This is a genomic window from Leifsonia sp. GW821-FHT13C09 (genome assembly GCF_058806435.1).
Genome location: NZ_JBXAPS010000006.1, coordinates 24,724 through 38,637 on the forward strand (window position 1 = coordinate 24,724; position 13,914 = coordinate 38,637).

Annotated in this window: 16 protein-coding genes; 10 read left to right on the forward strand and 6 right to left on the reverse strand. The window is 71.2% G+C overall.

The genetic code is table 11. The annotated features are described in order from the left end of the window. The first annotated feature begins 125 nt into the window (after positions 1-125). From AC1ROW_RS17470 to AC1ROW_RS17495, 6 genes are read left to right on the forward strand one after another with little or no spacing between them, the layout of a single operon-like run. Positions 126-992 (forward strand): carbohydrate ABC transporter permease, encoded by an 867-nt coding sequence (locus AC1ROW_RS17470; RefSeq protein ID WP_493020168.1) that lies wholly within the window; start codon positions 126-128, stop codon positions 990-992. Further along, positions 989-1,801 (forward strand): carbohydrate ABC transporter permease, encoded by an 813-nt coding sequence (locus tag AC1ROW_RS17475; protein WP_493020169.1) that lies wholly within the window; start codon positions 989-991, stop codon positions 1,799-1,801. Before AC1ROW_RS17470 ends, AC1ROW_RS17475 begins: the two co-directional genes overlap by 4 nt. Positions 1,802-1,854: 53 nt before the next feature. Continuing rightward, complete coding sequence (locus AC1ROW_RS17480) at positions 1,855-2,661, forward strand: 6-phosphogluconolactonase (RefSeq protein ID WP_493020170.1); 807 nt, start codon at positions 1,855-1,857, stop codon at positions 2,659-2,661. Positions 2,662-2,698: 37 nt separating this feature from the next. After that, positions 2,699-4,000, forward strand: a complete 1,302-nt coding sequence (locus AC1ROW_RS17485) for a family 4 glycosyl hydrolase (protein ID WP_493020171.1) — start codon at positions 2,699-2,701, stop codon at positions 3,998-4,000. Between the two features lie 2 nt (positions 4,001-4,002). Further along, positions 4,003-5,022 (forward strand): hypothetical protein, encoded by a 1,020-nt coding sequence (locus AC1ROW_RS17490; protein WP_493020172.1) that lies wholly within the window; start codon positions 4,003-4,005, stop codon positions 5,020-5,022. Positions 5,023-5,060: 38 nt separating this feature from the next. After that, a complete protein-coding gene (locus tag AC1ROW_RS17495; protein ID WP_493020173.1) occupies positions 5,061-7,418 on the forward strand; it encodes a beta-glucosidase family protein in 2,358 nt (785 codons plus the stop codon). A 20-nt stretch (positions 7,419-7,438) separates the two neighbouring features. Here AC1ROW_RS17495 and AC1ROW_RS17500 read toward each other — a convergent pair whose 3' ends face one another. Further along, a complete protein-coding gene (locus AC1ROW_RS17500) occupies positions 7,439-7,582 on the reverse strand; it encodes a hypothetical protein (protein WP_493020174.1) in 144 nt (47 codons plus the stop codon). 48 nt (positions 7,583-7,630) lie between these two features. Between AC1ROW_RS17500 and AC1ROW_RS17505 the strand changes: the two genes are divergently transcribed. Beyond that, the gene (locus tag AC1ROW_RS17505) at positions 7,631-8,434 is read left to right on the forward strand and encodes a thioesterase family protein (RefSeq protein WP_493020176.1); all 804 of its coding nucleotides are present in this window, start codon (positions 7,631-7,633) and stop codon (positions 8,432-8,434) included. A gap of 9 nt (positions 8,435-8,443) precedes the next feature. Here AC1ROW_RS17505 and AC1ROW_RS17510 read toward each other — a convergent pair whose 3' ends face one another. Beyond that, positions 8,444-9,130 carry a hypothetical protein gene (locus AC1ROW_RS17510; RefSeq protein ID WP_493020178.1) on the reverse strand — a complete coding sequence of 229 codons (687 nt, stop codon included), beginning with the start codon at positions 9,128-9,130 and terminating at the stop codon, positions 8,444-8,446. 197 nt (positions 9,131-9,327) lie between these two features. Here AC1ROW_RS17510 and AC1ROW_RS17515 point away from each other — a divergent pair, with 197 nt between their 5' ends. Beyond that, positions 9,328-9,762, forward strand: coding sequence for a VOC family protein (locus tag AC1ROW_RS17515; RefSeq protein ID WP_493020180.1), 435 nt, complete (start codon positions 9,328-9,330; stop codon positions 9,760-9,762). Between the two features lie 6 nt (positions 9,763-9,768). Beyond that, complete coding sequence (locus tag AC1ROW_RS17520; protein WP_493020182.1) at positions 9,769-10,410, forward strand: winged helix-turn-helix transcriptional regulator; 642 nt, start codon at positions 9,769-9,771, stop codon at positions 10,408-10,410. A gap of 72 nt (positions 10,411-10,482) precedes the next feature. Here the strand turns inward: AC1ROW_RS17520 and AC1ROW_RS17525 are convergent, their stop codons facing one another. From AC1ROW_RS17525 to AC1ROW_RS17540, 4 genes are all read right to left on the reverse strand, one after another. Continuing rightward, on the reverse strand, positions 10,483-11,019 hold the full coding sequence (locus AC1ROW_RS17525) for a dihydrofolate reductase family protein (RefSeq protein WP_493020184.1): 537 nt from the start codon (positions 11,017-11,019) through the stop codon (positions 10,483-10,485). Between the two features lie 67 nt (positions 11,020-11,086). Further along, the gene (locus AC1ROW_RS17530; RefSeq protein WP_493020186.1) at positions 11,087-11,254 is read right to left on the reverse strand and encodes a hypothetical protein; all 168 of its coding nucleotides are present in this window, start codon (positions 11,252-11,254) and stop codon (positions 11,087-11,089) included. Positions 11,255-11,341: 87 nt separating this feature from the next. After that, the gene (locus AC1ROW_RS17535; protein ID WP_493020188.1) at positions 11,342-12,124 is read right to left on the reverse strand and encodes an alpha/beta fold hydrolase; all 783 of its coding nucleotides are present in this window, start codon (positions 12,122-12,124) and stop codon (positions 11,342-11,344) included. A 77-nt stretch (positions 12,125-12,201) separates the two neighbouring features. Continuing rightward, entirely contained in the window at positions 12,202-12,606 is a 405-nt protein-coding gene (locus tag AC1ROW_RS17540; protein WP_493020190.1) for a hypothetical protein, read from the reverse strand. 112 nt (positions 12,607-12,718) lie between these two features. On the opposite strand from AC1ROW_RS17540, the gene AC1ROW_RS17545 reads away from it, so the two are divergent. Continuing rightward, complete coding sequence (locus AC1ROW_RS17545) at positions 12,719-13,906, forward strand: MFS transporter (RefSeq protein WP_493020192.1); 1,188 nt, start codon at positions 12,719-12,721, stop codon at positions 13,904-13,906. Positions 13,907-13,914: the final 8 nt, after the last annotated feature.

Sequence of the window (13,914 nt, forward strand, 5' to 3'; positions counted from 1 at the left end):
CGCTTGTTGGGGGGGGGGAGAGGAGAGGGGGAGAAGAGACAGGGCCGGAGGCCCCGGCCGCTGCACCGGCGGCCGCCGGCCGCAGCACGCCGAAGCGGGCCCCGCGGCGCACCCTGACGCCGCGGGTGCGCCGCCGCCGCTGGCTCGGGCTGGCCTTCGCCGCCCCTGGTCTCCTGTTCTACGGCTTCGTGGTGATCGTCCCGATCCTGCAGAGCGTCAACTACTCCTTCTACCGCTGGGACGGCGTGACCAACGCCACTTGGGTCGGCCTGAACAACTACATCTCGTTCTTCACCGATCCGGCCCTGGTGGAGTCCCTCGGCCATGTGCTCGTGCTGGTCGTCTTCTTCGCCCTCCTTCCGATCGCGCTCGGCCTGCTCTCCGCCGCGCTCCTCGGCCGCGGTAAGCTGCGCGGCGGCGGGGTCTACCGGTGGCTGCTCTTCCTGCCGCAGGTGCTGACCAGCGTCGTCGTCGCCGTGATCTGGAAGCGCATCTACGGTCCGGACGGCCCGCTCAACGAGGCGCTCCGCGCGGTGGGTCTCGGCGACCTCGCCAAAAACTGGCTCGGCGACTTCAACTGGGCGCTCCCCGCGCTCGGCGTCATCGGCACCTGGACCGCCCTCGGCCTCTGCATGGTGCTGTTCGTCGCCGGCGTCGCCGCCATCCCGACCGAGCTCTACGAGGCCGCGCGCATCGACGGCGCCGGCCCGATCCGGGAGTTCTTCTCGATCACGCTCCCGAGCCTCCGCGGCCAGGTCGCCGTCGCGCTCACCCTGACCGTGACAGGAGCCTTGCGCGCCTTCGACCTGGTCTGGATCACCACGCAGGGCGGCCCGGGCACCTCTACCACCACGCCCGCGCTGATCCTCTACCGCAAGGCGTTCCTCAACCCGGATGTCGGCATGGCCGCGGCCATCGGCATCGTCATCGCGATCGTCTGCCTGGGCGTCGCGCTCGTCATCACCCGGCTTTCCGAGGAGAAGGACGCATGATCTCGCGCACCGAGCGAACGCTCAACCACGCCATCCTCGCGTTCGTCACGATCCTCGTGCTCTTCCCCGTGGTCTGGTTCGTGTTCACCGCGCTGAGCCCGAGCCGGAGCGGCCAGATCGACCTCCTGAACCCGCACTTCGAGAACTTCGTCACGGCCTGGAACACGGGCAACTTCGGCTCGGCCATGATCGCGTCGGCCGTCATCACGATCGGCGCGGTGCTCGGCCAGACCGTGCTCGCCATCCTCTCCGGCTTCGCGTTCGGCGTGCTCGGCGTGGTGGGGCAGAAGGTCATCTTCCCGCTGATCCTGTTCGGCCTGATGATCTCGGCCGAAGTCTTCATCATCCCGCTCTATTACACGTTCCAGTCGCTCGGGCTGACGAACTCGTGGCTCGGCCTGATCATCATCCAGATCGGGATGGGCGTGCCGTTCGGCGTGTTCTGGATGCGGGCGACCTTCCGGGCCGTGCCGAAGTCGCTGATCGAGGCGGCCGAGATGGACGGGGCGCGCAGCTGGCGGATGCTCTGGCAGATCCTGCTGCCGATCTCGCGACCCGCAGTGCTGACGCTCGCGCTGCTGTCGTTCATGTGGACCTGGAACGACTTCTTCCTCTCGCTGGTCTTCATCGCGGATCCGGGCATCCAGCCGGCGACCCTCGCGCTCGGCGTCTTCCAGGGTCAGCACTCCCTCGACGTCAACATGCTCGCGGCGGGCTCGCTCATCGTGGCGCTGCCGGTGCTGATCCTCTACGCGTTCTTCCAGCGCCACTTCATCCGGGGCGTGCTCAACGGCGCTCTCAAAGAGTGACCGGCGCCGCTTTTCCCGACTTCCACTGCACCAGAAGCAACAAAGGAGTACCCATGCGCATCGCGCCCGAAATCCTCGACACCGCCGACGACGTCGGTCGGGAGGCCGCGGTCCAGCTCGCCGGCGCGATCGCCGAGGCTGCGGCCGAGGGGCGGACGTTCATCCTCGGCTGCCCCAGCGGCCGCAGCCCGATCGCCACCTACTCGAACCTGGCCGCCCTCGTCGCCGAGCGCGACCTCGACCTCTCCCACGTCGTCGTCGCCCTGATGGACGAGTACGTGGAGGAGGCCGGCGACGGCTTCCGCGCGATCGACCCCGGCCTCCCGCACAGCTGCGTCGGGTTCGGGCGGCGCGAGATCCTCGGGCTCCTCAACGCCGCCGCGACGCCGGAGCACCGCATCCCGGAGGCGAACCTGTGGTTCCCGGACCCGGCCGCCGAAGCCGGCGCGTACGACCGTGCGCTCGCCGCCGCCGGTGGCATCGACGTCTTCCTGCTCGCCTCGGGGGCGTCGGACGGCCACGTCGCGCTCAACCCGGTCGGCGCCGCCGCCGACACCGTGACGCGCGTCGTCCCGCTCGGGGAGGACACCCGCCGCGACAACCTGGGCACCTTCCCGACGCTACGCAGCCTGGACGAGGCGCCGCGGTTCGGCGTGACCGTCGGCATCGCCACCATCCGCGAGCTCTCCCGCTCGGTCGTCATGGTCGTCACCGGCGAGCACAAGCAGGACACCGTGCGCCGGCTGGCCGCTGCGGACTCCTACGAGCCCGACTGGCCCGCGACCGTCCTGTCGGAATGCTCCGACGCGCGCTTCCTCGTGGACCGCAGCGCGGCCGGGCTGCTCCAGACCACCCGCTGACCTCCCCTCTCCGACCAGAAAGGCTCTACTCACACCCATGGCTTCCATCAAGCTCGTCTACATCGGCGGAGGATCGTCCCGCGGTGCGGGCACCATCGCGTCCATCCTCGAGCACGGCGAGGAGTTCGACGGCTCGGAGATCGTCATCCAGGACGTCGACGCCGCGCGCCTGAAGGCCGTCGAGACCATCGGTCAGAAGATCGCGCAGTCGAAGGGCCTCGACATCACCATCACGTCGACCACGGACCGCCGCGCGGCGCTGACCGACGCGGACGCGGTGCTGTCGAGCTTCCGCCCGGGCAACTTCGCCGCCCGCGCGCTGGACGAGCGCATCCCGCTCAAGCACGGCGTGATCGGCCAGGAGACCCAGGGCCCCGGCGGGTTCTTCATGGCGCTGCGGTCGATCCACATCTACGAGGACATCATCCGCGACCTCGACGCCGTCGCGCCGAACGCGATCCTGTTCAACTACACGAACCCGGTCAACATCGTCTCGCAGGCGGTCACCCGGTTCACCGACCGGACGATCTGGTCGATGTGCGAGGGCCCGATCGTCTTCCCGAAGACCGTGCTGCGCGCCGCCGGGCTCGATCCCGAGCGGGCGAACGTGGTGATGGCGGGCGTCAACCACAACTGCTGGTCGACGGAGCACACCTACGACGGCCAGGACCTCGTGCCGCTGCTCGACGCGGCGTGGGAGGCCCGCAAGGACGACCCGACCCTCGGCACGCTGGAGAAGCGGATGCTGCAGCTCGCCGTCACCATGCGCTCGGTGCCCGCCGACTACTTCCAGTACTACTACTTCCGGGAGGAGATCCTGCGCGAGCTGCAGGGCGCACGAACGACCCGCGCCGAGGACCTGCTCGCCGCGCTGCCGGGCTACTGGGAGCACTACGACGAGCAGTCGCAGGCGGCCGTCCCCGAGCTCGACCCGCGTCGCTCGCGCGGTGGCATCCACGAACTCGAGCTCGCCATCGACGTGATGAGCGCGTACTACAACGACGCGCCGGCACGCCTGCCGGTGAACCTCCCGAACACCGGCGGCGTGCTGCCCGGTTTCGACGAGGATGTGGTCGTGGAGATGTGGTGCGACGTGGACGGTTCGGGAGTGACCCCGCTGCCGCAGAAGCCGCTGCCGCACGCGGTCCGCGGACTCGTGCAGCAGCTCGCCGAGTACCAGTACCTTGCGGCGGAGGCGGCCTGGAAGGGCACGCGCGCCGACGGTGTCCGCGCTCTCGCCGCGAACCCGATGGTGCCGACGCTGCGGGTCGCCGAGGAGCTCTACGACGAGATGGCGTACGCACACCGCGCGTACCTGCCCGAGCGGCTGCTGCGCTGAGCATGGCGGAGCGCGCGGACGCCGGGCCGCTGTACCTCGCCGTCGACGCGGGCAACTCCAAGACGGTCGCCATCGTCGTCGACGGTTCGGGCATCGTGTTCGGCCGCGGTCGCGGCGGCCGAGGCGACATCTATGGGGCGTCCAGCATCGAGGTCGCCGAGACGGCGGTGTTCAGCGCGGTCGCGGCGGCGCTGGAGGCCGCGGACGCGGCGGTCGCGGACATCCGATCTGCGGCGTTCCGCCTCGCCGGGGTCGACTACCCGGAGGACGCGGAGTTCTGGGACGAGCGGATCGCCGCCCGGCTGCCCGGGCTGGGTGGCTGGAGCGTCAAGAACGACGGCTTCGCGTCGCTGCGCCTGATCGACGGCACCGGCGTAGGGCTCTCGATCACGGTCGGCACCGGGCCCGCGATCGCCGCGCGGTCGGCGGACGGGCGCGAGCAGTGCTCGGGCTGGTACGTGTTCCACGATCTCGGCGGGCAAGGGCTCGGCAACAGCGCGCTCAAGGCCGCGTGCCAGGAGTGGATGGGGCTGGGGCCGGCGACGCGCCTGACGTCCGTGCTCTGCGAGCACTTCGGCGTGGCCGACGCCGGCGAGCTCCGGCACGTCTTCACCCGACGCTTCGGCGCACTGGACGGGACCGAGCTGTGGAGGGCCTCCCGGCTGGTGCTCGCGCTCGCCGGCGACGGCGACGAGGTCGCGCAGGGGATCGTGGACGACCAGGCCGCCGCGTTCGTCCGGTACGCGGACTGGTGCGCCCGGAGCGTGGGCGCGGACCTCGCGGCGGGCGACCTCCCTGTGCTGCTCAACGGGTCGGTCGCGACCTCCGAGCATCCGGCGATGCGAGAGGCCATCGTGGCCGAGCTCGGCCGGGTCGCGCCGGGCGCCCGCGTCACCGTCGCCTCCGAGTCGCCGCTGCACGGCGTCCTGCTCGACGCGCTCGCCGAGGGCGGCGTCGCGGTGACGCCCGAGCTGATCGCGCGCATCCGGCACGAGCACCCCGAGGACTTCCTGGCGACCTGAGCCGCTTCCCTCTTCTCCCGGCTTCTGAAAGGCCCCCAATGCAGATCCCTCCGTTCGTCGTGGACGACGTCCTCGCCGCCCTCACCCTGGAGGAGAAGGCGTCGCTGCTCTCCGGCGTCGACGACTGGTTCACCCAGGCCATCGACCGGACGGGCCTCCCTGCGCCGGTCCCCGCGATCGAGGTCGGCGACGGCCCGCACGGACTCCGCAAGGAGACCGGCGTCGACATGGTCTGGGTACCGGCCACCGGCTTCCCGACCGCGTCCGCGATGGGCGCCTCCTGGGACCGCGACCTGATGCGCCGGGTCGCCGCCGCGATCGGCGCGGAGGCCCGCGCGGAGGGCGTGCAGGTCGTGCTCGGCCCGGGCGTGAATATGAAGCGGTCTCCGCTGTGCGGGCGCAACTTCGAGTACTTCTCCGAGGACCCAATGCACGCGGGTGAGCTCGGCGCGGCGTACGTGGCCGGCCTCCAGTCGGCCGGCGTCGGGGCGTCGCTGAAGCACTTCGCCGCCAACAACCAGGAGATCGAGCGGACGCGCATCTCCGTCGTCGCCGACGAGCGGACACTGCGCGAGACGTACCTGCCGGCCTTCGAGCGCGTGGTGCGCCAGGCCGAGCCGTGGACCGTCATGTGCTCGTACAACCGGTTGTTCGGCGTGCACGCGTCGCAAAACCGCTGGCTGCTGACCGAGGTGCTGCGCGAGGACTGGGGCTACACCGGCGCCGTCGTCTCCGACTGGGACGCCGTGCACGACCGGGTCGCCGCACTCCGCGCCGGTCTCGACCTGGAGATGCCGGGGACGCACGGCCGGACGGTCGCGGAGGTTGTGGCCGCGGTCCGCGCCGGCGAGCTGGACGAGTCCGTGGTCGACGCGTCGGCCCGGCGGGTCCTGGAGCTGGTCGCCCGCACGTTCCCGGGCCCGGACCTCGTGAACGGCCCGGTCATGGACCTCGGCCATACGGCGGGGGACCGGCTGAGCGCAGCGCAGCTCGACCTCCTCGACGCGTCCGCGCACCACGACCTGGCGCGGGAGGCCGCGGCCGGGTGCATCACTCTGCTGCGCAACGAGGGGGCCATGCTCCCGCTCGCGGAGGCCGGCGGCACGATCGCAGTCGTCGGCGTGTTCGCCGAGCATGCGCGCATCCAGGGCGGCGGCTCGTCCGGGGTCGACCCGACACGGGTGGACGTGCCGCTCGACGCCATCCGGGCGATCGCGGGGGAGCGCGTCGTCTACGCGCCCGGGTACGTCGACGTCCCGAAGAACGCGTACCAGGACGACAACGCGGCCGTGTTCCGGGCGCACGGCGTCTCGGCCGCGGTCGATCGTCCCGCCGTGGCGCGCCGCTCGGAGTACCTGGTCGAGGAGCTGCGGGTCGCGGAGTCGGTGCAGCGGCTCCGTCGGGGCCCGCTGTCCGACCGCGCGCTGCAGCTCGTCCAGGAGGCGGTCGCCCTCGCCGCCCCGGCCGAATCGATCGTGGTCTTCGCCGGCCTCCCGCTCTCCCACGAGCAGGAGGCCAACGACCGGTTCACCCTCGACCTCCCCGCCGAGCAGATCGCGCTGATCGAGGCGCTGGCCGACCTCCGCGACCGCACCGGCGCCTCCCTCACGGTCGTCCTGTCGAACGGCTCGCCGGTGACGATGGACCCGTGGCACGACCGCGTCGACGCCATCGTGGAGGCCTGGCTCGGCGGCCAGGCCGTCGGAAGCGCCGTCGCCGACGTGCTGTTCGGCCGGGTCAACCCGTCCGGCAAGCTCGCCGAGACCTTCCCGCTCGCTGTCGAGGACACTCCCGGCTTCCCGAACTGGAACGGCGAGCGCGGCACCGTCGTCTACGGCGAAGGTGTCTTCATCGGCTACCGCTGGTACGACGCGCTGCGCCGACCGGTGCGCTACCCGTTCGGGCATGGGCTCTCGTACACCGAGTTCGCGTACGGCGATCTCCACGCGTCGGTCGTCGACGCAGCGTCGGGCCTCGTGCGGGTGACCTGCACGGTCACCAATACCGGCGCCGTCGCGGGAGCGGAGGTCGTCCAGCTCTACGTCGGCGACCCCGAGGCGGAGGTGCACCGTCCGGTGCGCGAGCTCCGCGGCTTCGAGAAGGTCGCGCTCGAACCGGGCGAGACGGTCACGGTCTCGTTCGACCTGGTGAGCCGGGACTTCGCCTACTGGGACGCCGCGGCGACCCGCCCCGATGGGCGAACGGGCCTGTGGCGACGCGAGGGCGGCGCGTTCACGATCGAGGTCGGCGCGTCCTCCCAGGACCTCCGGCTGGCCGCGACGATCGAGCTGCCCGACGACCCTACGATCCCGCCGCTCGTGCGCGACGCGGACCTCCGGGGCACCGAGGAGGGTGGAGCGCCGACGTCACGGTTCGTGCAGGGCCACGCCGGCTGAGTCCGCAGTGCTCGGCCGTCCTACTGGGGCTCCTCCTCCGACTCCAGCGTCTCGTCCGCGTCCACCGCGGTGTCGTCGGTCTCGGTCGCTTCCATCGCGGCCTCCGCCTGCGCCCGCTGCTGGGCCTCGGCGGCGGCCTCCCGCTCGCGTTCGTGTCTGCTCATACGCTCCAGTCTCGCTCGAAACGGCTCTCTGCGCCTACGTTGGAGGGGATGAACGCCGACACCGCCGTCCCCGCCGCGTATTTCGTGCAACGGACCGAGAACACCTTCACTCCCACCCCGCACGCCGGTGGCGCGTGGGCCGACGACGAGATGCACTTCAGCCCGCTCGGCGGCCTGATCACGCACGGGATCCTCCGGCACGCGGCGAACCCGGACGGCCCGACGCTGCAGCTCGCGCGGATCAGCTTCGACATCCTCGGCTTCCTCGCCCTGGACGAGGTGCAGCTGTCCGTCGAGACGATCCGCCCCGGTCGAACGATCGAGCTGGTGGAGGCGACCGCCGTCATTCACGGGCGCACCGCCGTGAAGGCGCGCGCCTGGCTGCTGTCCGCGTTCGACACCGCCGAGGTCGCCGGCGGCGCCGCCGGCCGGCTCTCGCCGCCCGAGTCGGCGACGCCCTGGCCGATGACGGACGCGTGGCCGGGCGGCTACGTCGCATCTCTCGACATCCGCGCCGTGCGCACGCCGGAGGCGGGCCGGGCCACCGTCTGGCTCTCGACCGGCTGCGAGCTCATCGAGGGCGTGCCGGTCGACCCGGTCACGGCCTGGATCACACTGGTCGACACGGCCAACGGCGTGGCGGTGCGCGAGCACCCGACCCGGTGGATGTTCCCGAACGTCGACCTGACCATCCACCTCCACCGCGCGCCGTCCGGCGGCTGGCTCGGGCTGGACACGGAGGTGGTGTTCGGGACGACCGGGCTCGGCATCACGCGGTCCGTGCTGCACGACCGGGACGGGGCGGTGGGGTTCGCGGAGCAGGCGCTGACCGTGCGGCGGCTGACGGAGTAGGGGACGAGGCTAGATGACGCACCGGCCGGAGGTCACGACCTCCCGCTGTCGGGCCAAAGCGTCGTCGATGCGGTGGCTTCCGGCGATATAGCCGGAAACGTCGCCATCGATGTAGTCCGCGCACTGCACGATCTTGTCCCGCATGCTCTCCAGATTCATGCCATAGATTGGCTCGTGATGCGCGATGCGATTGCGGAATTTCCTGATGCCGTCGAGCTGAGCGTGAAGTTCCTTGCGGCTCACTCCGCCGAGGTTCCCGAACGCATGCCGAAGCCTTGGCTGCCAGAGAGCGGTCTCGTAGCTGTAGAGCCGGTCCCGGGGCACGCCTGGTCCGGTGAGACCGACCCAGAATCCGAAGGTGGATGCGGCGACCACCTGATCAGGGGTCGGTTGGCCATTGTTTCGACCGAGCAGGTGATCGATCGTCGCTCGGAGTACCGAAGCCTCGCGCTGCGCCAGATTGACGCCGTCGTTCCACCAGGCATCTGAACGCCCGTGGCGCAAGGCATCGTGGATGCTGTTCCGCAGCATGATCTCGAGCACCCCGATGGGTCCCCAGAACGCAGTCGACACTTCGATGTTCCAGGCGTAAAGCCGGATGGCGAGCCGGCGTTGCCCGTCGTAGCGGTCCAGATACCGCCGGAATCGCGGCTCGCTCAGAGATGCGGCGAAGGCCGGAATGGCGTGCGGATCCATCGCTCGACCCTATGAGATGCAAGAAGCCCCGGGAGTCCGATCAGATCGAATAGTCCCGGGGCGCAACAGGGACAAAACTACCACCTCGCGGCTGATGGAGTCCTGCCCCGTCCCTCGAATTCACCCCTTGACTAACCCACTTGTTTTTTGCAAGTATGGTCCACATCAACACCCGAACACAAAAAAGGGGGACCACGATGTCCATGATGTTCGTCAACCTGCCGGTGACCGATCTGGAGCGCGCCAAGGCGTTCTACCAGGCCGTCGGCTTCACCATCAACCCGCTCTTCAGCGACCACAACGCCGCGTGCGTCGTCGTCGACGAGGACCACAACTACTTCATGATCGTCACGCGCGAGTTCTTCCAGACCTTCTCCGACCGCCCGGTCGGCGAGCCCTCGAAGACCGTGTCCGCGTCGACCTCGATCATGCTCGACAGCCGGGAGCTCGTCGACGCGACCGTGGCCGACGGGATCGCCGCCGGCGGCGTGGAGGAGCGTCCGGCCGCCGACTACGGCTTCATGTACCAGCGCCAGCTCGCCGACCCGGACGGCAACATCCTCGAGTTCGGCTGGATGGACCCGGTCGCCGCGCAGCAGGGCCCAGAGGCGTACCTGAACCAGCAGGCCTGAGGTCCGATGGTCGCACGCGACTACGGGCAGTACGACGGGATCACCCGGGCCCTGGAGCTCGTCGGGGAGCGCTGGGCGCTGCTGATCGTCCGCGATCTGCTCGTCGGGCCGCGCCGCTACGGTGAGCTCGCGGCGGGGCTTCCCCGCATCCCGAGCAACATCCTGGCGGCGCGGCTCAAGGAGCTGCAGGCGGCCGGCGTCATCCGCCGGGCCCCGCGCTCGCGCATCGTCCTCTACGAGCTCACCCCCTACGGGCGGGAGCTCGAGCCGGTGGTGCTCGCGTTCGGGGCCTGGGGGTTCAAGACGCTGGGGGATCCGCGGGCGGAGCAGATCATCACGCCGGACTCCATGACCATCTCGCTGCGTACCGCGTTCCAGCCGGAGGTCGCCGCCGAGCTGCCGGCGACGGCCTACGGCGCCCGCTTCGGGGACGACGGCCTCCTCATCCAGGTGGAGGGGCCGCGGCTGGCCGTGACCCGCGGCGACGGGCCCGCCGACCTGGCGTTCGCGAGCGGGCCGGACATCCGGCGGCTCATCTCGGGTGAGCTAACGCCAGAGGCGGCGATCGACGCCGGCGTGGTGGAGGTTCTCCAGGGGCCGCGCACGCTCCTCACCCGCTTCGCGACCACCTTCCACCTCGCCGCGTAGCGATCGACGCCGGCCGATTCCTGCCGAATGTCGTGATTAACGGCGCCGGAGGCAACATTCGGCACGAATGCGTCAGCCGAGGACCCGGTAACCGAGCATGAGGTAGCCGGTCGAGGACACGGCCGAGGATATCGTCTCGAACCGCATCGCCGGCACGCCCTCCAGCAGCCGCCGTCCGCCCTCGGCGACGCCGGGCGCGATCACGAGCCGCAGCTCGTCCACGACCCCGGCCGTCAGCAGCGCTTGCGTGACCGAGATGCTGGCGTGCACGCCGATGTCGCCGCCGTCGCCCTCCTTCAGCCGACGCGCGAACTCCACGACGTCGCCCTCGATCGCCGACGCGCCCGACCATGCAGGCTCGAGCGGCGCCGACGTCGCGACGTGCTTCGTCACTCCGTTGATGAAGTCCGAGAACGGCTGGATGTCGCTGCCCGGCCAGTACCGCGCCCACTCGTCGTAGCTGCGCCGGCCCAGGATGACGGCGTCCTGCGTGGCGATCACCGCGCCGAGGTTGGCGTCCATGTCCGCGTCCCAGTCGGGGATGAATGTGTTCGGATCCTCGGCCACACCGTCGAGCGACACCAGTTCGTAGACCACGATCTTCCGCATGGGACGAACCTAGCCCGGTCGGCCGGAACGCGACAGCGGCGCGGCAGGCGAGTGAGCGGACAGCCGCTCAGGCGGCGCGGCGCGTGCGCCGGGCAAGCCGTCGCCGCGCTGCGGCCAGCTCGTTCACGCGTGCCGTGACCGCCCGCGCCGCCGTGCCTTCGTCGACTTTGACCAGCGGCACGCAGGCGCGCTCACGCCGCCAGACGGCGGTGCGGGTCAACGGCGGACGGCTCATGAAGCGAGACGGTATCCGGATGAGCGCAAAGCGTCAACCGGTCCCGGCCCGGTTCACCCCGCGCGTCACCCGTTTGTCGACCGCCGTTCACCTCAGGAACGCCTCCACCCGCTCGGGCCAGGTGTCTGCGTCCGCGGCGTTCTCCGCGACGAACAGCTCCGAGCCGTCGATCAGCTCGTGCAGGCGCTCGGCGGTCGACAGCGGGTGGCCGGGGTCGCCCGCCCAGGGGAGCAGCAGTACCGGCATCCGCAGCGTCGCGAGCTGGCCGGGACGGGGCAGATCGGACAGCGCCGCGCCGCGCAGCACGGCCGGGGCGGTCGCAGGCTGCAGCTGCGGCTCCGGGGTGACGCCGCGCTCGGCGAGCACCGGCGGCATCGCCAGCGTCGAGGCCGCCATGAGGCCCATGAGCGCGTCCCAGCCCTGTGTCTCCAGCAGGTCGGCCATCTGCCGGTAGATCCCGGCCTGCGCGGGGCGCGTCTCCCACGCGGTCGGCGGCAGACCCAGCACGAGGCGGCGGAAGCGCTCGGGGTGCCGCACGGCGGCGGTGAGGATCGTGCCGGTGCCCATCGAGATGCCGACGGCGTCCACGGGCCCGGTCTCGCCCAGCGCGTCCAGGACCGCCAGGAGGTCGTCGGCGAGAGCCGTCCAGCGGTAGCGTTCCGGATCGTCGGGGCCGGCCGAGTGCCCGTGGCCGGCGGCGTCGTAGCGGACGAGGCGCCGACCGCGAGCGGCGAGCGGGCGCAGGTCGAGCAGGTCCAGGTCGGCGTCGCGGCTGGAGGTGAGCCCGTGCGCCTGCAGGACCGTGGGGCCGTCGCCCTCCATGTCGTAGCTCAGCGTGGCGCCTTCTCGGGTGAGGGTGAGGTCGGCCATGTCGCTCCGTTCCTGCGCGCCGGGAGAAGGGCGCGCGTCGGAGGCGATGGTAGTCCCGGCGGGGGCGGCCGACGCCGTCACGCCACCCGCGGCCTCCGGAACGCGACGCCCGACGTGACCGCCAGGATCACGATCCCGATCGCCTCGATGACGACGGTCTCCGGGACGAGCGTGAAGGTCCACACCTCGCGGATGCCGAAGAGGCCGACCGTCAGCGCGAGCAGCAGGGCGGCCAGGCTGGCGATGACGAACAGCAGGCTGAGCGTGGTGGCGAGCCGCAGCCACGCGCCGCGCAGCGCCAGCATCCCGATCGCCAGCACGAAGGCCGCGACGGAGTTGAGGACGAAGAGCACGCCGAGCAGTCCGCCGACGCCGTCGAAGATCAGGAACAGGTGGATACCGCCGATCAGCACGAGCACGATCGCGCTGAGGATGCGCATGAGCCACAGGGGCCCCTGGCTGCTCTGAATGCTCTGGGTCATGGCACTCCCGCTTCCGTTTCGTCTCCTGGCCTCCGCAGCCGAAGGCCTCATGGGGAACACGAACGAGGCTCAGTATCGGTTCAATCGGCCGGGCGGGGCTAGCATCGCAACCATGCCTCACGCGTCGGACTGGAGCCCGGGCACCGTGCGCGAGGCGGCCGGCGGAGTCGTCGCACTGACGGTCGCGACCTTCCTCGCGGTGACGACCGAGATGCTGCCGGTCGGGCTGTTGCCGGCGATCGGGAACGACATGCGCGTGTCCGATCCGGTCGCCGGGCTCCTGGTCACGGTCTACGCGTTCATGGTCGCCGTGCTGGCGGTGCCGCTGACGCTGTCCACCTCGCGGGTCTCGCGCAAAGGGCTGCTGCAGGCGACGCTGGTGGCCTACACGGTGAGCAACCTCGTCGTCGCGGTCGCGCCCGACTTCGGCGTGCTGGCGGCGGGACGCGCGTTCGGCGGGATCGCGCACGCGCTGTTCTTCTCGGTCAGCATCGGGTACGCGTCCCGGCTGGTGACGTCCGCCTTCACGGGGCGGGCGCTGGCGCTGGTCACCGCGGGAGCCGCGGCCGGGTTCGTGCTCGGGGTTCCGCTTTCGACGTCCCTGGGCACGGCGCTGGGCTGGCGCGCGGCGTTCGGCGTGCTGGCCGCGGTGTGCGCGGTCACGGTCGTCTTCGTCGCCGTGCTGCTGCCGGCGGTCCCGGGAGGCGGGACCGGGCACGTCGGGGAGGGCGCGGGCGCTCGCCGGGTGCGGCTGAGCATCGTCTCGGCCACGAACGCCGTCGTGTACCTGGGGCAGTTCACGGTCTACACGTTCGTGTCGGTGATCCTCCTCGCTGCCGGACTGCCGGTCGCCGGGGTCGGGCCGGTACTGCTCGGGATCGGCGCGGTGGGGCTCGTCGGGACGTGGTTCGCGGCGGTGACCCTCGACCGGCGGCCGCGGGCGACCGTGCTGACGCTGCTGTCCGCGGTGACGGTCGGACTGGTCGGAGTGGGGTTCGCGTTCCCGGCGCTCGCCGGCGTGCTGGCGGCCGCTGTGGTGTGGGGTGCGGGCTTCGGCGGCGTCGCGTCGGTGTTCCAGACGGCGGCGATCCGCACCCGCGGCGCCACCCCGGAGGTCATCGGTGCGCTCGTGAACTCGACGGCCAACATCGGGATCGGCGGTGGCGCAGCGGTCGGCGCCGCGGTGCTCGCCGGACCCGGCCTGGGCTGGCTGCCGTTCGCGGGCGCGGCGCTGGTGGTCGCGGGACTCCTCGTCATCCTGCTGGCGCGCCGCTCCTTCCCATCCGCGCCCGACGCGTGACGCGCGAA